Source organism: Aliiroseovarius crassostreae (genome assembly GCF_001307765.1).
Lineage (GTDB): Bacteria > Pseudomonadota > Alphaproteobacteria > Rhodobacterales > Rhodobacteraceae > Aliiroseovarius > Aliiroseovarius crassostreae.
In genome coordinates, this window is the sequence record NZ_LKBA01000006.1 from 565,776 (window position 1) to 583,877 (window position 18,102).

The window sequence follows — 18,102 nt, forward strand, 5'->3', positions numbered from 1 at the left end:
TGAGACACAATAATGAGGCGAAACACTCGAAACCTACTGATGTTGCGGGCGTTTCGAGATTAACTTGAGTCACAAGTTGATTTCGAAACGCTTCAAAACTCGATCTACCGCCGGACGGAAGCCAATTTGATCATAGCCATGAAGTTGCGAGAGGTTTTCGCGTAGCGCGTTGCGACACCTCGGAACGACACCTTGAGGCGCCCAAAGAAACGCTCGATTTTGTTGCGCTCTTTGTAGAGACCGGCGCGAATTCCCTGGGCTGCTTGCGGTTTGATTTGGACGGGATCACGTTGATTGCACCCTGCTCCCAGATCATTTCCCTCATCATATGCCTTGTCCGCGAACACATGCAGGCCAGGCTGCAGACCCTACAAAAGATGTTTGCAGGGTGGTGCGTCATGGGCCTGGCCCGGTATCAGCTCAAACCGGATCGGCAAACCGTCCTGGTTGCCATCACCGTCATCAACTGGACATCCGCCTCCAGCGACACTTCGTCAATCGGCGCGGCGCGGGTAAACAGACCCGCATTGTTAAAGAGCACATCCAGCCGCCCCGCCCACGACACAAACTGCTGAAATGCCTCTTCCACCGCATCAGGATCCGAGACATCCGCCGGCAGGACAATGACTGTTTCCCTAGCGGCTACCAGCCGCCTCCAGCATTTCGGCCCGCCGTACAAGCAGGCCAACGGGCCAACCTTCCGCCAGAAACCGCCCGGCCAATCCCGGCGCTGGCCCCAGTGATCAGGATGCTAGACATCCTCGCCCCCTTCCCCCTGCAGCTGTAGCGCTACCGCTGGCGCTCTCAAATCATCGGTTCCCAACCCCTCAAGCGGGCGCGCCATCGCATATCGCGTCACCCAATGCAGCCGATGCTCTGCCCGCGTGATCGCCACATATGCCAGCCGTTTCCACAGTGGAATACCTGCCTCATTCCGCCCCATCTGGGCCGCCGCATAAATATCCGGAGCAAAGACCTGCACATCGGGCCATTGGCTGCCCTGCGCCTTGTGGATGGTCACCGCGGCCCCATGCAAAAAAGCCGCCCCCATCCGGGCTGCGAAGGGAATGAACGGCTCTTCCTCGTCCGGAAGCTCAATCTTTACAATTGATGCGGCAGAAACCTGCGGATCTTCTGCTCCAATCACATGCAGGCGCGAAAATCCCGGCTTTTTCCCCGGCCCAAGATAGACACATTGCGCCCCTTTGATCAGCCCACGCGCCTCCAGATCAATGCGTTTCTTGCGGTGCTTCAGCGGCAACTCGATCCCATCACAAATCAATGGTTCACCGGGCAAAAGCTCCTCTGCCGGCGCACCAAACGCCCCGCGAAACGCCGAAATCAGCCGCACCCGCGTCTTGTTGCGCCAGACCAGAACCGGAGAGCGCGCCATCAGGTCCGCATTCACCCGCGGCGCCATCCGCACCCGGTCATCGCGCGCAGCTGCCTCTTCAATCATGCGTTCGAAGCTATGAAAACTCAGCCCATCATCCGCCAACGCATGGGCAAGATCCAAAATCGGATTGTCATCTTTTTGGCGGTGAATGCGGTGCAACTCCATCTTCCGCATCTCACCCAGTTTATCAAACACCATCGTGCCCGATTGCCCAACAGGCGCCAGCTGCGCCGGATCGCCAAACAGGATCAGCGTCGGGAAAATCTCGCGCAGGTCATCGAACTGCTTGTCATCCAGCATCGAACTTTCATCAATAAACCCGATATCTAGCGGATCATCACGCCGTTTCCATCCGGTGATAAAGTCCGACCCCCGCAGCCCAGCTGCAGCCAAAGCCCCTGGGATCGACTTGTTGGTCTGAAAAAACGCGAAAGCGCGGTCCAGCGCCTCTTCTGTCAGCCCCTCAATCTCGGGCCGCTCGCCCTCGCCGTTCAGCCATTCGGCGATTTTCTCATATTCCGGGTCATAAACCGGTGTGTATAGAATTCGGTGAATGGTGGTGGCGGGCACACCCCGCATCCGCAAAACGGATGCCGCCTTGTTGGTCGGGGCAAGAATGGCCAATGTGCGGCGATCCTTCTTTTTCTTGCCCTCATAATCGCCAGAAACAACCTCGACCCCGGCGGCCTCAAGCGCCTTGTAAAGCTCGGCCAACAGCATGGTTTTCCCCGACCCGGCCTTGCCCATCACCGCAAAGACCTGCGCTTTCCCATCCGCCATCGGTGTCAGCAACGCATCGTCCAGGTTGACCCCTGCCCCCCGCAGAATATCTGCCACGCGGTCATGGGCCTCTGCCTGGTCCTCGGAAAACGTGATCGGGGTCTGTTCGCTCATGACGCGACCCTATCCGCTGCATCAATACGCGAAAAGGCGAAACTCCCACTTCGCCTTTTTTCTTGTCTCAAATATCCTGGGGTGAGCGCACAGCGCGAGGTGCAAAGCCCCTGTTACGCAGAATGGGCCACGTGCTCGGTCAGAGCAGGTCCCGGCTTGCCCGATAGCGAATAGCGCAACCAGCCACGACTCATCTCTCGTGACACACCAACCCGCTTCAGGGTCGGTTCAAAAGCTGTTTCATCCATCGACCACAGCCCCACACCAATCTCATCACGCCCTTCCCCAGCGGAGCCGATCACCTCAGGCTCCAGTCCCATCAGGCGATAGATACGCTGCATGCGCGGATCAAAAACGCCAATATAATGCTTCAGCTGAAACGCCGACATCAATTCCCCCGCCCCCAGGGCAAGCGCGGCAGAGGCACGCCGGTCCGCTTTCGGTGACAGGCAAAACCGCGTACATTCCCAAATCAGAGGGCTTTCAACGGTCACGCCACCCGTCAGATGGCTGAAATGCTCGTTCACCATCGTGCGGCCCACTGTTGGCATAAAGCGCATTGATCCACCATGCCGCCCATCCGCCATTTCCCAGATCACATAAAGCGGGTTCAACTCGTCATACTGGTCACGTTCCTCGCCCGATGCGTTCACCGCCACATCCCAGCCGAGACGCTTGGAAAACTGCTCCGCCCGATCGCGGAACATGGTGTCACGCAGCAGCGGAAAACGGGAAAGGTCGTTGGCGTAGATGTAGCGCAGCATGGGCGGGTCTCCTGTGTCCGATTGATCGAGGACACATTGCCGCCACGGATGTTAACAGCGCCCAGCACGTCGCGCGCGTCATTAACGGTCAGACAATAATCACCCCGGTGGACAGCGCTCTGGCAACCGCATGGGTTGTGTTGAGCGCCCCCAATTTGTGGCGTGCACTTTCAATGTAAACCCGGAGAGTATGTTCCGAAATCTGCATATCTGCCGCCGCCTGTGCCCGGTTCATTCCCTTCGCCAGACAGGTCATTGCCCCCAATTCACGCGGAGACAGCACGGGTGTTGTGACCGCATCCCCCCATTGCTCGAACTCCAACGCTTTCTTGTTCAGCTCATGAGCCACGATCATCAGGTCACGGGCATTTCTGTCGATGAATTCTGCCCAACCTTCATCTTCGGCCGAATTGTTCAGCGTAAAAAGCGCGAACTGACCGGAGGGCCCCCGGATCGGAATTGTGTATCCCTGGTTGCCCAGCCCATAGTCCAGAGCGTCCTGCAACATGGCGCGGGCCGGTTTCGACGACCAATCGAGATCTTTCCAGATCACCGGGGTAAACCTTTGGAAACAGCCAAAAATAACCGGGTCCATCCGTAGATAATCTTTTTCCAGATAGCGATCAACCCATTCTGGGCTGTAGGTTCCGGCACCGAACCGTTCACCAACGGAATTGACCCAGTGATAAACGACATGGGCCACTGCGTAATGATCCCGCAACGCTTCGGTTACGGCTTGCAGGTCTTCAAGCGCGGTCGCGCTCTGAAGATTGGTGAGCTGCTGTTCCAGACTGGCTTTCATACGCGTGCATCATCTCCGCTTTCCGATCAGCGGCGCTCGCGATTTCGGTCAGGGCAACAAGACGGGCGTCGTCTAGTGCCTCGGCCGTCACAGAAAGGTCGTTCCTGCGAGCGTAGGCCATCAGGTCGGTAAGAACATCAATGATCCATTCATTCGCCATGTAAAGTCCCCTTTCGAGCTTCATCACAACACAACCATAGCACGTAAAAAAAATTCCCTTAATTCACTGGTTCTTACTCCCCTAAAATAGTGAGGAAAGAATTTCGAACTATTTGGTTTTGTTGCGATCAGTTGCACTTATACGTCGGTCTTCCCGAAATATTTGATTCGATTACACCAAAAACCCTAGGTGATTCGGCTTAAGAAAAGGTAAGAACAAAACAGAAACCCCCACAGCAGGCTGCGGGGGGGATCTTTAAAGCGTTCCGCTAAAAACCTGTATGACTGGTTTGTGGCGGAACGCGTGAAACGCTCGTATGTTGCGCAGCACCCCACCTTATCCCTGCATCTGGTATAAGGCGGGACATTTGAAGGTCCGAATGAGACCAATTCAGGTCAGTTGCGGGCCGCCAGGGCGTCTTCCAGCGTGCGCAGGCCGGTTTTCGGCGATTGCACGAGCACCGACATATTCCCCGGCTTGTGTTCGTTGCGATACATCTTCAGGTGCGCGGCAGGGATTTCATCCCACGGGAACACTTCCGACATATACGGATCAATCCGACGCTCAATCATCAGCTTGTTGGCTGCAGCCGCCTGTTTCAGGTGGGCAAAGTGCGAGCCCTGAAGACGTTTCTGGTGCATCCAAGTGTAGCGCACGTCGAAGGTGCAGTTGAAGCCGGTGGTGCCGGCGCAGATCACAACCATACCGCCTTTTTTGCAGACCAGGTTTGACACCGGGAAGGTTGCGGCCCCCGGGTGTTCAAACACGATGTCCACATTGTTGCCCTTGCCGGTGATGTCCCAGATCGCCTTACCGAACCGGCGGGCCTCTTTGAACCACGCGTCATATTCCGGCGTATTCACGGTGGGCAATTGCCCCCAGCAGCTGAAGTCCTTGCGGTTGATCACGCCTTTGGCGCCCAGCCCCATGACAAACTCGCGCTTGTCTTCTTCCGAGATCACCCCGATGGCGTTGCCGCCGGCGGCGTTGATCAGCTGGATTGCATAAGAGCCCAGACCGCCCGACGCCCCCCAGACCAGCACGTTCTGGCCGGGCTTGAGTTCATGCGGGTGGTGACCGAACAGCATCCGATAGGCAGTCGCCAGCGTCAGCGTGTAACAGGCGCTTTCTTCCCAGGTCAGGTGCTTGGGGCGACGCAGGAGCTGCTGGGCCTGAACGCGGGTGAACTGGGCAAAGGACCCGTCCGGGGTTTCATAACCCCAGATCCGCTGGCTGGGCGAAAACATCGGGTCGCCGCCGTTGCATTCCTCATCATCGCCATCGTCCTGGTTACAGTGCACAACAACCTCGTCACCCACTTTCCAGCTTTTCACCTTGTCGCCCACGGCCCAGACAATGCCCGCAGCATCGGAGCCAGCAATGTGATAATCCTGTTTGTGCACGTCGAACATGCTGACCGGCACGCCAAGGCCCGCCCAGATGCCGTTGTAGTTCACACCGGCAGCCATCACCATGACCAGCACTTCGTGGCTGTCCAGCGTGGGGGTATCGACCACCTCGACCTGCATCGCCTTGTCCGGTTCGCCCTGACGGTCCCGGCGGATCGCCCAGGCATACATCTGCGCGGGTACGTGGCCCATCGGGGGCATTTCACCGATCTCATAGAGATCTTTTTTCGGTGCATCGTATTCCGCGATGCCGGTTTGCGTGTCCAAAGCCATGCTGGCCTCCTGTCAGCTAAAAGCAGTGATTCCATTTTTGCCGCAGTGCAGAAACGCGGCTGCTAATGCAGCATTACGCATCAGCGAGCAATATTGCAACCACATTCCACCGCATTTTGTAATTTTATGTCGCATATGACGCGAAGGTCAATTTTGGCAATAAGTTACAGGATCACTTACAGGCGCGACGCGTCCGCCACTTCGGCCGGCGTCAGATCAGAGATATGCATTGGCGTGATTGCCGCAGACAGATGCGCAATGGAATTCGCATAGAAACCAAGCAACACCCGGTCCGCCGGATTGACGCGAAAACACCCGTTTTCCTCAACAATCAGCCCGCGCATCAGCATCAGGCGCAGCCCCACCTCTACCGCGTAATCCAGATCATTGCGCGGCATGTGAATATGGGCGCCGTGGTGCTCCATCTCGGCCACAAGCGTCTGAAACCGGTCGGTGATCTCGGCGCGGGTGTGCGCCTCTTTCTCCAGCATCACAGCTGACACCACCGGCACCGGCAGGACCGGGACAACAGCCCTGATCCGGCCCATCAGCTCTCGGGCCAATTGTTCGGGCATCTTGCGGTGATGCTCACCCGCAAACGCCTTCAGCGACAGCGGGCTGCCAAAAGACACGCTGGCGTAACCGAAACGATGGAACCGGCGGGTGATCCGTTGCCACATATGTTTGCCCACATGACGCGCCACATATTTGAACCTGAGCCCGAACTTGCGCGTGCCCTTTACATTTGCGGCCACCAGTACACGGTCCTCAAGCACGCGGTCGTAATTCATGGCAACCGGCAGGAACACCACATCGCGGCTGGTTTCGGGGTCGAACCCGTCAATGATATAGCTGAGCAGCCCCAGTTTTGGCGCCCCCACTTCACCGGTCAAGCTCAGCCCACCTTCGGGAAACATCGCCTGGGTCACGCCCCCGTCAGTGGCCATACGCACATAGCGCGCCAGCACCTTGCGATAGAGCGCATTGCGGCTTTTGCGCCGGATGAAGTAAGCCCCCATCGAGCGGATCAGCGTGCGCAGCGGCCAGACCCGCGCCCATTCCCCCACGGCGTAAGACAGGTGCGAATGCTCTGCCGACAGCCATGTGACCAGCACATAATCCATGTTGGAACGGTGGTTCATGACAAACACGACCGTTGCATCCTTGCTCACATCTTTCAGATGCGCCTCGTCAAAGGCGCCCAGACGCACCCGATAAAAGGCACGGCTGAGGAGTTTGGCCAGCCGGATACCAAAGCCGAAATAGGCCGTGGCCGAAAACCGCGGGACAATCTCACGCGCATAGCGCTGGGCTTTTTCAAACGCCACCTGCTCGGGGATGCCTTCTTCAGCGGCATGTTCCGCAATGGCCCTGGCCACTTCGGGGTCATAGGACAGGCGCTGCACCATATCATAGCGCCGCGCGAGTTTGAACGGTTCGATCGGACGTTCCAGACGCTCATTCAGCCGCGCCACCGCGCGTTCCAGCCGTTTGCGAAAAAACCAGCGCACAGACGGAAACAGGAAATGTGACGCAAAGGTCACCGCGGCGAAGCCGAGGATCAGCACCAGACCCCATAGTGGAAGCTCGATTGTCTGCGTCATGGGGAAAATCCTTCACAGGAATTTGGGCAAAGGTAAAGCCATTGATGAAACCGCCCCTGTCCTGCCACCCATTGCCGCGACGGTTTTGCCCTGCGGTCAGCTTTGCCGCCCCTTTCGGTCGCGCAACTTTCCTAATCTAAAAATTCCCTCTTGCGTAACATTCTTGCGTCTGCAAGAAATGCTGCACTGCAACATAAAGCGAGTCACACCATGACCACTGAAGAGCGCACCAAAGATCGTCTCCCCAAAGATCGTCCGTGGCTGTTCCGCACCTATGCCGGCCACTCGACCGCCAAAGCCTCGAACGAGCTTTACCGCACCAATCTGGCCAAGGGTCAGACTGGCCTTTCCGTGGCGTTCGACCTGCCCACGCAGACCGGCTATGACAGTGATCACGTGCTCGCCCGTGGCGAAGTGGGCAAAGTGGGCGTGCCGCTGGCACATCTGGGGGACATGCGGGCGCTGTTTGCCGATATCCCGCTGGAGCAGATGAACACCTCGATGACCATCAACGCCACCGCGCCGTGGCTGCTCGCCCTTTATATTGCAGCTGCCGAAGAACAGGGCGCGGATGTGTCAAAACTGCAAGGCACCGTGCAAAACGACATTATCAAGGAATACCTGTCGCGCGGCACCTATGTCTGCCCGCCGAAACCTTCGCTGCGGATGATCACCGATGTGGCCGCTTATACCCGCGAACATCTGCCCAAATGGAACCCGATGAACGTCTGTTCCTACCATTTGCAAGAGGCCGGTGCGACGCCCGAGGAAGAGCTGGCCTTTGCACTGGCCACCGCCATTGCCGTTCTGGACGACCTCAAGGGAAAGGTCCCCACAGAAGCGTTTCCCGCCATGGTTGGCCGGATCAGCTTCTTCGTGAACGCGGGCATTCGGTTTGTGACCGAGATGTGCAAGATGCGCGCCTTCGTGGAGCTGTGGGACGAAATCACCCGTGAACGTTACGGCGTGGAAGACCCGAAATTCCGCCGCTTCCGCTATGGCGTGCAGGTGAACTCGCTGGGTCTGACCGAGCAGCAGCCGGAAAACAACGTCTACCGCATCCTGATCGAGATGCTTGCGGTGACACTTTCGAAAAATGCCCGTGCGCGCGCGGTGCAGCTGCCGGCGTGGAACGAAGCCCTTGGCCTGCCGCGCCCGTGGGACCAGCAGTGGTCGCTGCGCATGCAGCAGATCATGGCCTATGAAACCGACCTTCTGGAATATGACGACCTGTTTGACAACAACCCCGCCGTGGACCGCAAGGTGACGGCTCTCAAGGAAGGCGCACGGGCCGAGCTGGCACAGATCGACAGCATGGGCGGCGCGATCTCTGCGATCGAATACATGAAGTCGCGTCTGGTCGAATCAAACGCAGCCCGGATCGGCAAGATCGAGGTGGGCGACACCACCGTGGTGGGTGTGAACAAATGGACCGAAGCGGCTGAAAGCCCGCTGACGGCCGGGGACGGCGCGATCATGGTAGCGGATGCCGAAGCGGAAGCTGATCAGATTGCGCGCCTTGAGGCTTGGCGCACGACCCGCGATGCAGACGCCGTGGAAAAAGCACTGACCGACCTGCGACAGGCTGCCAAGGATGGCACCAATATCATGCCCTCTTCGATTGCGGCCGCCAAAGCCGGTGTGACCACCGGCGAATGGGGTGAGGTGATGCGTCAGACCTTTGGTCAGTATCGTGCCCCCACCGGGGTGTCAAAGAACCCCTCGAACCGCACTGAAGGGCTGGAGGAAATCCGCGACCGCGTGGCCGCCGTCTCATCCCAGTTGGGTGAGAAGCTCAAGTTCCTGGTGGGCAAGCCCGGCCTCGACGGCCACTCGAACGGGGCCGAGCAAATTGCCGCCCGCGCGCGGGACTGCGGTATGGACATCACCTATGAAGGCATCCGCCTGACACCCGAAGAACTGGTCGCGTCAGCCAAGGAAACCGGCGCGCATGTGGTGGGCCTGTCGATCCTGTCCGGCAGCCATATCCCGCTGCTCGAAGAGCTGATGGAACGGATGAAAGCCGCAGGTCTGGGGCATATCCCGGTGGTCGCCGGGGGGATCATCCCGGATGAAGACGCGGATCGCCTGCGGGCCATGGGGGTTGCCAAGGTCTATACGCCCAAGGATTTTGAGCTCAATGTGATCATGGACGACATCGTGACCCTGGTGGCGCCGCAGACCGTGGCGGCAGAGTAATCCACACTTTTCCCTCGCCGCTCACCTGAGCGGAGCATTGACGACTTTCAGCCGCCCGCATCTTTGATGTGGGCGGTTTTCTGTTGCCCGTCTCCGGTGGCGCCCCGGTGACGCCAATGAAAGGGTTTAGATCAAACTGTATATTTTCCGCACCCGCCGGACAGGCTACCCTGAGGATCTACCACCACGTGACCATATCCCTGTGGGGGAAAAGATCGCATGAACAGATTGTTATATCTTCTCCCGCTGCTGGTTCTGCCTCTTCCTACCGGGGCGGAGCCAGCGGTTGGTTTTGGTCTGGCGGTCCTTTACACGGGCAACCGGATGGACAGTTCATTTGGCCTGCAATTGAGGCCCCCCAAGCTGGTCCATAGCGGGGCGGGTTCAAACAATCTGGATCCCCGGCGACCAGACCGCCCAGTTCCCCCCCATCATCATATGATCAACCTGCCGGACAGCGCGGTCTTTTCCGGCGGGGGGCTCTTTTCTTATGTGGACGATTGTCAACTTCGACATCAAGCCCACGGTTAGTCAGAGTTTGTTCAGGTCGATGTCAGAAGAGTACTCTGTGTCCACAGCCTCTTTTATTAGTGTTTGCCCGCAAATCACGCGGCCCTGAGTGGAGTCAAACGTGAGCGTTGCTGGACCGGCCAACTCCCAACCTCGATTGAGTAAATCAGTTATACGGTAGCAGAAGTCCGCATCGTCTGGACCAGTGATGTATCTGTAAGCCTTCAACCAAATATTCCTTCCTACACCTCAGCATCTCGACTGTGTTCCAAAATCTGAACGGTAGCAAGCTCTGCTCAGTAGGCATTGAGTTTCATGCACACATAATCACGTGAACGATTGGGATTCACCACGTTTCTGGCCAAATCGAAACTGTTCACCGGCATCACATCAGGCCCTTTCTATTTTGGGCCGGACATTGACTGGGGACGTGCTCCTCAGGCCAACGCCCCCGACATCCCGACGCCCGCCCCTGTCAAAGAGTGACACGCCGCAGCCCCCCCCCGGGGCCGCCGCAGATGACACCGCACGATCAGGCAGGCAGCCTATCCCCCCACCTCCTCGATCTTCTGAACCAAAGCCTTGTAGCGATAGCTTGGCAGGATCTCTCCGGTGTCGCCTTCAACAAAAGCGGGATCGGCTGGCAGACAGCCCAGATCGCAGATCAGGTGGATTGTCATCTCCTGCGTATCCACATACCAAAGGCGCCCACCGGGCGTGGCCACCCAGCCATCAATCCCCTCGGCCTCATCCCCGTCCATATCCTCAACCGACGGCAGTTCATTCACGTAATTGGGCGAATAGGCCCCATGGGTGTGGTAAGAGGCCGTGACCACGGCGAGCTCATCCGGGTCACGCGGAACACAGGTTCCCTTGCGTCCACGCCGGGCCTTTGTGAAGGCCACATTGCCCGCCGCATCCCGCCCGATATAGCCGCAATATTCCCGGTTCTTCGAAATCGAGATCGGCTGTAATTGGTCAAAGACACGCTTGACCAGCTGAAGTTCGCTGGTGTCTTGCGCCCAGGCAGGATTTCCAGCCCCCAAAGCGGCGGCCAGGATGACCGATACAATCTTCAAACTGCGCATGACCTCGCCTCAACCCGTTGCTTTCCTGTTTCAAAGAACGGGCAGGGTTGCACAATGTCAAGACGGAGCTCCTGCCCGCCCGCTCAGCTGTCCTTTCACCGGCACAGCCCAGAGGGTTTGACCTTTTGGACAAGAAAGCGCATGGTGCCGCGCGATGAAGGGCGCTAACAGACCCCGAAACCCCAACCTCCTGTCTGATACTTTCCTGAAACGAGGATCCCATGACTGTCCATATCGGCGCCGAAAAAGGCCAGATTGCTGAAACCGTATTGATGCCCGGCGACCCCTATCGCGCCAAATGGGTGGCTGACACCTTTCTGGAAGATGCCGAGCTGGTCAATGAGGTGCGTGGCATGCTGGGCTTTACCGGAATGTGGCGCGGCCACCGGGTGAGTGTACAGGGGTCGGGCATGGGCATGCCGTCCATGTCGATCTATGCCAATGAGCTTATCCGGGATTATGGTGCCAAGACGTTGATCCGTATCGGGTCCTGCGGCGGAATGCAGGATCACGTCAAGGTGCGCGATGTGGTGATTGCGATGACCGCCACCACCATCAGCACGCCCAGCTCCTCCATTTTCCGCGAAATGAATTTCTCGCCCTGCGCGGATTATTCCCTGCTGGCAGCAGCGGTGGAGGCGGCCAAGTCGGTGGATGTGGGTGTGCATGTGGGCGGGATCTATTCCTCGGACACATTCTATGCCGAGCGCCCGGATCTGGATAAGGAAATGCGGCGCCACGGCATTCTGGGCGTGGAAATGGAGGCGGCGGAGCTTTACACCCTCGCCAATCGTTATGGCGTGCGCGCCCTTGGGATCATGACCGTGTCGGATCACCTGCTGACCGGTGAGGCCCTGCCCTCGGACCAGCGCGAAAAGACCTTTGGCGACATGGTCGAGATTGCCCTGAACGCCGCATTCGCCTGAGCGTCGAACAGGTATCGGGGCCACGGGGAAGCCCTCCCGCGCCTTTACGACCTGAGGGTCGACAGGCTTGGGGGTGGCTCACGTTGTGAGACATATGGGGTTTGCGCCGCTGCGCGTCGCCAGGTGGGGGCGCTGCCCCCGCCCTTCGGCCCCCCCAGGGATTATGTGTTTGTCATTGCCGTTGGCTTACCCTGTGTCAGATTGGTGGTGGTCGGTTTTCCGGGTGGCCATCCGGTGAACTGGTGGCGGGCGGGCGACCCCTTGGAAGACCTGAAGCTGGTGGCTTTACGGTCGTAAAATATCTCGCCACCCGCCACGCCATATGTCCGGCCATCCGAACGGTAGAAGGGCCTTCGCAGCCGCACATAATCAAGGATCAGGATACCAACATGAGCATTTCAACTCAATCCGAGCCTGAGCGCATCATTGCATTCGAAGTTTCCAAAGCCAGCCTGACGGTGCATTTGATGCCCGAAGATCAGCAAGTAGTGATCGCCAACACCCCAAAGACGATCAACAAGCTGCTTCGAACATTCGACAATCTGGAAACATCTTTCGCGATTTGCGAAGCCTCGGGTGGTTACGAGCGGAACGTCCTGGCCTGCTGCGCTGACGCCAGCTTGCCGGTGCATCGCGCACACGGCACCCGCACGCGCAATTTCGCGCGATTTCTGGGCCTGGTATCAAAGACAGATTCCATCGACGCGCGGATGCTGGCGCTGTTTGCGCAGAAGTCAGATGGACTACGTCTCTGGCAACCAACCGAACCGGAAGCTGAAGAACTGCGAGCCTTGCGCCGCCGTCGGGATGATCTGGCAAAGATCCTGCGGGTTGAGCAGAACCGGCTTGAACATGCGTCGGTCAAAACAGTGCGCCTGTCCCTGCAACGGCATGTCCGATCCATGACGCGAGAGATGGCAGGGCTGGACAAACAGATCGCGGAGCTGGTTGCAGCGAGGCCTGCATTCAAACGCAAGGCCGAGTTGATGCAATCCATCAAAGGGATCGGCCCGAAGACAGCTTCCGCCTGTCTGGCATACCTGCCCGAACTGGGTTCGTTAACCAAAGGCGAAGCCGCGGCCATCGTCGGGCTGGCCCCGTATGCAAAGGATTCCGGCACATATCAGGGCCGTCGCCATGTTGCGGGCGGGCGCAAGGATATGCGGGCCAGTCTATACATGGCCGCGCTTTCGGCCTTGCGCAGCAACCCGGCAATCCGTGACTTCGCCGCCAAGCTGAAAGCGCGCGGAAAGCCATCGAAAGTCATCCTCACCGCCATCATGCGCAAGCTCATTGTCATCATGAACGCAGTCCTCAAGGAAGGGCAGGCGTCAAATCGCTACGGTGCAGCATAATCGCGACCGCGGCCGTTCGCTGCGCGGGTCATGAACTCGAAAGAAGCGGACTTTTCCGACCTTGGATTTTCGAGCTTCGCTGGCGCAGCATTGCTTTGCGCACGCAGCGCAACTCATTCGGCGGCGCGGCGTACTTCCCGCTTGCGGACATTCAACGACGCCGATTTGCCCGGAATCCAAGCCGCCCGTTCGCTACGCCCGAAATCGACAGACGAGACGCGGGACAAAGTGAGCTTTCGCTGCACGCGCTCCAATGGCCGCTTTGCAACAGCTGTTCGTCAGGCATTCGCAACTCGGGTAGAGACCTTCAACAGCTTTCGGAAACGGGAACACTCAAAATGGTCTACGACGGGACAGTTCGCGACATGACGCAGCATTTTGGCGAGATTGACCAATCGCTCGGCCTGCTCTTCTAGATCGCCTGCTTTGTCGACCAGCGCGTTGCGCGGAATCACTCGTGTCCCGGGTCGGCCCAATACCGACCCTATCTCGTCAAGTGTGAACCCTGCTGACTTGGCGAGACAGATCAGCGCCAGTTCCTCTAGGACTGCCGGCTCGTATTGGCGCCGTAGCCCGTTGCGGGCTACAGCCCTGATCAGCTTCTTTTTTTCGTAGTAGGGGTCTGTTCCGGCTGGGGGCAGAATGACACCTTAAGACCGCGTGGCTAGGGCTGAGCTGTTTCCTTGATCAATCTGTAAGCTGTTGATCTTGCGATGCCGAGCTGTTTGGCGGCTTGTCCGGCGGTCATTCCCGCTTGAACCAGATTTCGCAGGGCCAGGACGGTTTCTGCTTCGAGGGGTGGTCTTCCGGGTTTTCGCCCCTGTGCTCTGGCGGCTTCGATGCCGTCTTTTGTACGTTCTGAGATGAGACGTCGCTCAAAGTGGGCGATGGCACCGAAGACATGGAAGATCAACTCACCGGCGGCGGATGTTGTGTCGATCCGCTCTTCGAGGCTGATCAGCCCGATATCCTTCTTTTTCAGGTTTTCGACGGTTTCTAAAAGCTCTTTGAGTGACCGTCCAAGCCTATCCAGCCGGATGATAGCCAGGCTGTCACCGGGGCGGGCGTGATCAATCAAGGACGATAAGCCCGGGCGGTCAAACTGTTTGCCCGATACAACATCTTCGAACACGCGAATGGCCCCGGCTTCTTTAAGGCGTGTAATCTGGCCGGAAAGATCTTGATCGGCTGTCGAAACCCGCGCGTAACCAAGGATGTCGCCGTGGCGCGGCGTCATGTTTCCAGTGGTCTTAGAAACTGGCGATCATATCGCCTGATACAGTTCATCTTTTCTGCAAACTCAAACGCCTTTTGACATTCAGGGTCGTTTTCGCTGGCAGTGCGATACTCTTCATATGCGGCCAGTGAAGGAAATGAGAACAGTGTGACGGCGAGATCGTTGGCGCTTTCATGGGGCAGATAATATCCATGATGCGTGCCGCCATGCTTTTCCACGAGAGGAATCCACATGCGGGCATATTCTTCAAACTCGTCAATTCTATCTGGGTTCAGTTCGTATCTGACGTAACAGGTGATCATAGCGTGTCTTTTAACCGTTCGTTTTGGAGACAGGTTCCCAGGCAATCCGGACAACCGGTGTTTTGCCAACTAAACCTGTCTCATTATTCGTCTTTATATTATGCGCTGTCTCAAAATGATCAACACTATTTTGAGGACAATCCCATGCCAAGACGATCCATCCTGACCGAGCGCCAGCGTGCGGCGCTTTTCGATTTCCCCACCGACGACGCGTCGATGCTGCACCACTACACCCTCGCCGATGATGACCTTGAGCATATCAACGACCGAAGGCGATCAGAAAATAGGATCGGCTTTGCGTTGCAGCTTTGTGCTTTGCGATATCCTGGACGGCTATTAACCTCTGACGAAGTTATCCCCGAGAGGGTTTTGCGCTTCATCGCGGCTCAGTTGGGTCTGACTGGTGATGATATCTTGCCCTATGCCGCGCGTCGCCAAACCCGCCAGCAGCATTTACACGCCCTTCGCCAGATTTACGGCTTCAAAATGTTCTCCGGCCAAGGCGCGCGTAGCTTGAAGGCTTGGCTTGAGCGCGAGGCCGAAACAGCCCGCTCCAACGAAGACCTAGCGCGCCGGTTTATCGAAGAATGCCGCCGGACTCAGACGATCCTGCCAGGCGTCACGGTCATCGAGCGTTTGTGCGCCGACGCGCTTGTCGCGGCGGAACGCAGAATAGAAACCCGGATTGCTGCCAGGTTGGATGAGCAAACGAAGGAACGGTTGGATGCCCTTCTGACCGAGATCGTCGATGGTAAGGTCAGCCGGTTCGTCTGGTTGCGACAGTTTGAGGTGGGAGGGAATTCAGCGGGTGCAGCCCGGCTGTTGGATCGCTTGGAATTCCTGCAGGCATTGGGGCTGTCGCTCAATATTCTGGACGGCATTCCACCCCACAGGGTCACGCGCCTGCGCCGCCAAGGTGAAAGGTATTTCGCAGATGGCCTGCGCGACATCACCAGTGATCGGCGCATAGCAATCCTAGCCGTCTGCGCCACCGAATGGACCGCAGCCGTCGCTGATGCTGTGATCGAAACCCATGACCGGATCGTCGGCAAAACCTGGCGGGATGCCAAGAAACTGTGCGATGCGCGGATCGCGGATGCCAGATCATCGCTCCAGGAGACATTACGTTCCTTCAAAGACCTTGGAGCTGCCCTGCTGGAAGCCAAAGGGGACGGCGTATCTCTTGATCACGCCACAGAGGTGGCATGTGGTTGGACACATCTCGAAAGCATGGTGGCAACCGCTGCCGAACTGACGGACACGATGGCTGCCGATGCTCTGGCGCATGTAATTCATGGGTATCATCGGTTCCGGCGGTATGCGCCCCGCATGCTGCGTGCGCTAGATATCCAGAATGCCTCCGTGGCCGCACCGTTAATGAAAGCGGTCAAGATCATCACTGAAGATCAGGCCGACGCGCCCCGCCAGACTGCTTTCCTGCGTCGAAATTCGAAATGGCATCGCCACCTCAATGCCCAGGAACCCGATGACATCCGGCTTTGGGAGGTCGCTGTGCTATTCCAAATCCGCGACGCGTTCCGATCTGGTGACATCTGGCTTCCACACTCACGGCGCTATGCCGATCTGAAGCAGGCGCTTGTGCCAATGGAGGCTGCCCAAACAACACCTCGCCTGACCATGCCATTCGAGCCGGAAACCTGGCTGGCCGACCGAAAGGCACAGTTGCACGAAGGGCTAGTGAGGTTGGCTAAAGCCGCGAGGGCAGGCGCTATCCCAGGTGGTTCAATTGAAAATGGCATCCTCAAAATAGACCGGCTGACCGGGGCCGTGCCTGATGAGGCTGATGCCATGGTACTCGATCTCTATGACCGCCTGCCTGCAGTTCGGATCACCGATCTGCTGCAGGAGGTGGATGACGATATCGGATTTACCGAAGCCTTCACCCACCTGCGCACGGGCGTTCCTTGCAGGGATCGCATCGGATTGCTGAACGTGCTGTTAGCTGAGGGATTGAACCTTGGCCTCAGCAAGATGGCCGAGGCGACAAGCTCGCACGACTATTTCCAGCTCTCGCGTCTGTCGCGCTGGCATATCGAAAGCGACGCCATCAACCGCGCTCTCGCCATGGTGATCTCTGCACAGTCGGAATTGCCGATGGCGCGGTACTGGGGCAGTGGCATCACCGCATCCAGCGACGGGCAATTCTTCCCGACGACACGTCACGGAGAGGCGATGAACCTCATCAACGCCAAATATGGTTCCGAGCCAGGGCTGAAAGCCTACACCCATGTCTCCGATCAGTTCGGGCCGTTCGCGACCCAGAACATCCCGGCGACCGTGAACGAGGCTCCCTATATCTTGGATGGTTTGCTGATGAACGAGGTCGGTCAGAAAATCAAAGAACAGTACGCCGACACTGGTGGCTTTACGGATCACGTCTTCGCCGTCACCGCGCTGCTGTCATATCGGTTCATTCCCCGTATACGCGATCTGCCCTCGAAACGGCTTTATCTCTTCGATCCAGCCAATGCCCCAAAGGAATTGCGTGGCCAGGTCGGCAGCAAGGTCAGAGAAAAACTTATCGTCGAGAATTGGCCCGACATCCTCCGTGCCGTCGCCACAATGGCGGCAGGCGTCATGCCGCCCAGTCAGTTGCTGAAGAAGTTCGCATCATATCCGCGTCAGCATGAGCTCGCCCTGGCGCTGCGGGAAATTGGGCGCGTAGAGCGCACCTTGTTTATCGTAGAATGGCTGCTCGATGCGGATATGCAGCGCCGCGCCAATGTTGGCTTGAACAAAGGCGAAGCCCATCACGCCCTGAAGAATGCCCTACGCATCGGCCGTCAGGGCGAAATCCGCGATAGAACCGCCGAGGGCCAACACTACCGCATGGCAGGTCTCAACCTGCTGGCCACGGGCATCATTTATTGGAATACCAAACACCTCGGCCACGCAGTCTCCGCCCGAAAACGCGCGGGTCTCGACTGTGCGCCCGAGCTTCTTTCGCATATCTCGCCGCTCGGATGGGCACATATCCTGCTCACCGGCGAATACAGATGGAAAAATCGGTGACATCCGGCCTTACGGTGTCATTCTGCCCCCAGCCGGAACAGACCCCTAGTACCGCAGGCCGGACGCACTGACGCCGGACCGATCCGACACCTCGGCAATGTCCAGAAGTCTTTCCATTCAGACACCTATTGACTTAAACTTGACTTCAAG

Annotated in this window: 17 protein-coding genes; 4 read left to right on the forward strand and 13 right to left on the reverse strand. The window is 57.9% G+C overall.

What is annotated here, in order from left to right; all coding sequences use genetic code 11:
- Positions 1 to 104: 104 nt before the first annotated feature.
- The 8 genes from AKJ29_RS20550 to AKJ29_RS09160 all read right to left on the reverse strand — a co-directional run bounded on the left by AKJ29_RS20550 (position 105) and on the right by AKJ29_RS09160 (position 7,302).
- The gene (locus tag AKJ29_RS20550) at positions 105 to 347 is read right to left on the reverse strand and encodes a transposase (protein ID WP_161805392.1); all 243 of its coding nucleotides are present in this window, start codon (positions 345 to 347) and stop codon (positions 105 to 107) included.
- Positions 348 to 415: 68 nt separating this feature from the next.
- Entirely contained in the window at positions 416 to 688 is a 273-nt protein-coding gene (locus AKJ29_RS09135; RefSeq protein WP_055190062.1) for an SDR family NAD(P)-dependent oxidoreductase, read from the reverse strand.
- A gap of 63 nt (positions 689 to 751) precedes the next feature.
- On the reverse strand, positions 752 to 2,290 hold the full coding sequence (locus tag AKJ29_RS09140) for an ATP-dependent DNA helicase (RefSeq protein WP_055190063.1): 1,539 nt from the start codon (positions 2,288 to 2,290) through the stop codon (positions 752 to 754).
- Positions 2,291 to 2,403: 113 nt separating this feature from the next.
- Positions 2,404 to 3,054 carry an acyl-homoserine-lactone synthase gene (locus AKJ29_RS09145; RefSeq protein ID WP_055190065.1) on the reverse strand — a complete coding sequence of 217 codons (651 nt, stop codon included), beginning with the start codon at positions 3,052 to 3,054 and terminating at the stop codon, positions 2,404 to 2,406.
- Between the two features lie 88 nt (positions 3,055 to 3,142).
- A complete protein-coding gene (locus AKJ29_RS09150) occupies positions 3,143 to 3,856 on the reverse strand; it encodes a helix-turn-helix transcriptional regulator (RefSeq protein ID WP_055190068.1) in 714 nt (237 codons plus the stop codon).
- Positions 3,801 to 4,016, reverse strand: coding sequence for a hypothetical protein (locus AKJ29_RS19865; RefSeq protein ID WP_139231451.1), 216 nt, complete (start codon positions 4,014 to 4,016; stop codon positions 3,801 to 3,803). The genes AKJ29_RS09150 and AKJ29_RS19865 overlap by 56 nt, the downstream gene beginning before the upstream one ends.
- Before the next feature lie 395 nt (positions 4,017 to 4,411).
- Positions 4,412 to 5,698, reverse strand: a complete 1,287-nt coding sequence (gene ccrA / locus AKJ29_RS09155; protein ID WP_055190070.1) for a crotonyl-CoA carboxylase/reductase — start codon at positions 5,696 to 5,698, stop codon at positions 4,412 to 4,414.
- 176 nt (positions 5,699 to 5,874) lie between these two features.
- The gene (locus tag AKJ29_RS09160) at positions 5,875 to 7,302 is read right to left on the reverse strand and encodes a 1-acyl-sn-glycerol-3-phosphate acyltransferase (RefSeq protein ID WP_055190072.1); all 1,428 of its coding nucleotides are present in this window, start codon (positions 7,300 to 7,302) and stop codon (positions 5,875 to 5,877) included.
- Positions 7,303 to 7,512: 210 nt separating this feature from the next.
- On the opposite strand from AKJ29_RS09160, the gene AKJ29_RS09165 reads away from it, so the two are divergent.
- Positions 7,513 to 9,501 carry a protein meaA gene (locus tag AKJ29_RS09165; protein WP_055190074.1) on the forward strand — a complete coding sequence of 663 codons (1,989 nt, stop codon included), beginning with the start codon at positions 7,513 to 7,515 and terminating at the stop codon, positions 9,499 to 9,501.
- A 531-nt stretch (positions 9,502 to 10,032) separates the two neighbouring features.
- Here AKJ29_RS09165 and AKJ29_RS09175 read toward each other — a convergent pair.
- Both AKJ29_RS09175 and AKJ29_RS09180 read right to left on the reverse strand, forming a co-directional pair.
- Positions 10,033 to 10,239 carry a DUF1737 domain-containing protein gene (locus tag AKJ29_RS09175; RefSeq protein ID WP_055190078.1) on the reverse strand — a complete coding sequence of 69 codons (207 nt, stop codon included), beginning with the start codon at positions 10,237 to 10,239 and terminating at the stop codon, positions 10,033 to 10,035.
- Between the two features lie 317 nt (positions 10,240 to 10,556).
- Positions 10,557 to 11,099, reverse strand: a complete 543-nt coding sequence (locus AKJ29_RS09180) for a DUF4329 domain-containing protein (protein WP_139231450.1) — start codon at positions 11,097 to 11,099, stop codon at positions 10,557 to 10,559.
- Positions 11,100 to 11,320: 221 nt separating this feature from the next.
- Between AKJ29_RS09180 and deoD the strand changes: the two genes are divergently transcribed.
- Together deoD and AKJ29_RS09190 are read left to right on the forward strand one after the other, a co-directional pair.
- Complete coding sequence (gene deoD, locus AKJ29_RS09185) at positions 11,321 to 12,025, forward strand: purine-nucleoside phosphorylase (protein ID WP_055190080.1); 705 nt, start codon at positions 11,321 to 11,323, stop codon at positions 12,023 to 12,025.
- Positions 12,026 to 12,414: 389 nt separating this feature from the next.
- Positions 12,415 to 13,380 carry an IS110 family transposase gene (locus AKJ29_RS09190; protein WP_055190082.1) on the forward strand — a complete coding sequence of 322 codons (966 nt, stop codon included), beginning with the start codon at positions 12,415 to 12,417 and terminating at the stop codon, positions 13,378 to 13,380.
- A gap of 278 nt (positions 13,381 to 13,658) precedes the next feature.
- On the opposite strand, the gene AKJ29_RS20555 is transcribed toward AKJ29_RS09190, so the two are convergent.
- From AKJ29_RS20555 to AKJ29_RS09200, 3 genes are read right to left on the reverse strand one after another with little or no spacing between them, the layout of a single operon-like run.
- Complete coding sequence (locus AKJ29_RS20555) at positions 13,659 to 14,024, reverse strand: MerR family DNA-binding protein (protein WP_074963766.1); 366 nt, start codon at positions 14,022 to 14,024, stop codon at positions 13,659 to 13,661.
- Between the two features lie 20 nt (positions 14,025 to 14,044).
- A complete protein-coding gene (locus AKJ29_RS09195) occupies positions 14,045 to 14,617 on the reverse strand; it encodes a recombinase family protein (RefSeq protein ID WP_055190084.1) in 573 nt (190 codons plus the stop codon).
- Positions 14,614 to 14,919, reverse strand: a complete 306-nt coding sequence (locus tag AKJ29_RS09200) for an NIPSNAP family protein (RefSeq protein WP_055190086.1) — start codon at positions 14,917 to 14,919, stop codon at positions 14,614 to 14,616. The genes AKJ29_RS09195 and AKJ29_RS09200 overlap by 4 nt, the downstream gene beginning before the upstream one ends.
- A 144-nt stretch (positions 14,920 to 15,063) precedes the next feature.
- Here AKJ29_RS09200 and AKJ29_RS09205 point away from each other — a divergent pair, with 144 nt between their 5' ends.
- Complete coding sequence (locus AKJ29_RS09205; protein ID WP_055190088.1) at positions 15,064 to 17,952, forward strand: Tn3 family transposase; 2,889 nt, start codon at positions 15,064 to 15,066, stop codon at positions 17,950 to 17,952.
- The last annotated feature ends 150 nt before the right edge of the window (positions 17,953 to 18,102 follow it).

What these genes read in the sequence shown, in the direction of transcription:
- AKJ29_RS09140 (WP_055190063.1), bottom strand. Translation starts at nt 2,290, where the DNA reads ATGAGCGAACAGACCCCGATCACGTTTTCCGAGGACCAGGCAGAGGCC.
- AKJ29_RS09145 (WP_055190065.1), bottom strand. Translation starts at nt 3,054, where the DNA reads ATGCTGCGCTACATCTACGCCAACGACCTTTCCCGTTTTCCGCTGCTG.
- AKJ29_RS09150 (WP_055190068.1), bottom strand. Translation starts at nt 3,856, where the DNA reads ATGAAAGCCAGTCTGGAACAGCAGCTCACCAATCTTCAGAGCGCGACC.
- AKJ29_RS19865 (WP_139231451.1), bottom strand. Translation starts at nt 4,016, where the DNA reads ATGGCGAATGAATGGATCATTGATGTTCTTACCGACCTGATGGCCTAC.
- ccrA (WP_055190070.1), bottom strand. Translation starts at nt 5,698, where the DNA reads ATGGCTTTGGACACGCAAACCGGCATCGCGGAATACGATGCACCGAAA.
- AKJ29_RS09160 (WP_055190072.1), bottom strand. Translation starts at nt 7,302, where the DNA reads ATGACGCAGACAATCGAGCTTCCACTATGGGGTCTGGTGCTGATCCTC.
- AKJ29_RS09165 (WP_055190074.1), top strand. Translation starts at nt 7,513, where the DNA reads ATGACCACTGAAGAGCGCACCAAAGATCGTCTCCCCAAAGATCGTCCG.
- AKJ29_RS09180 (WP_139231450.1), bottom strand. Translation starts at nt 11,099, where the DNA reads ATGCGCAGTTTGAAGATTGTATCGGTCATCCTGGCCGCCGCTTTGGGG.
- deoD (WP_055190080.1), top strand. Translation starts at nt 11,321, where the DNA reads ATGACTGTCCATATCGGCGCCGAAAAAGGCCAGATTGCTGAAACCGTA.
- AKJ29_RS09190 (WP_055190082.1), top strand. Translation starts at nt 12,415, where the DNA reads ATGAGCATTTCAACTCAATCCGAGCCTGAGCGCATCATTGCATTCGAA.
- AKJ29_RS09195 (WP_055190084.1), bottom strand. Translation starts at nt 14,617, where the DNA reads ATGACGCCGCGCCACGGCGACATCCTTGGTTACGCGCGGGTTTCGACA.
- AKJ29_RS09200 (WP_055190086.1), bottom strand. Translation starts at nt 14,919, where the DNA reads ATGATCACCTGTTACGTCAGATACGAACTGAACCCAGATAGAATTGAC.
- AKJ29_RS09205 (WP_055190088.1), top strand. Translation starts at nt 15,064, where the DNA reads ATGCCAAGACGATCCATCCTGACCGAGCGCCAGCGTGCGGCGCTTTTC.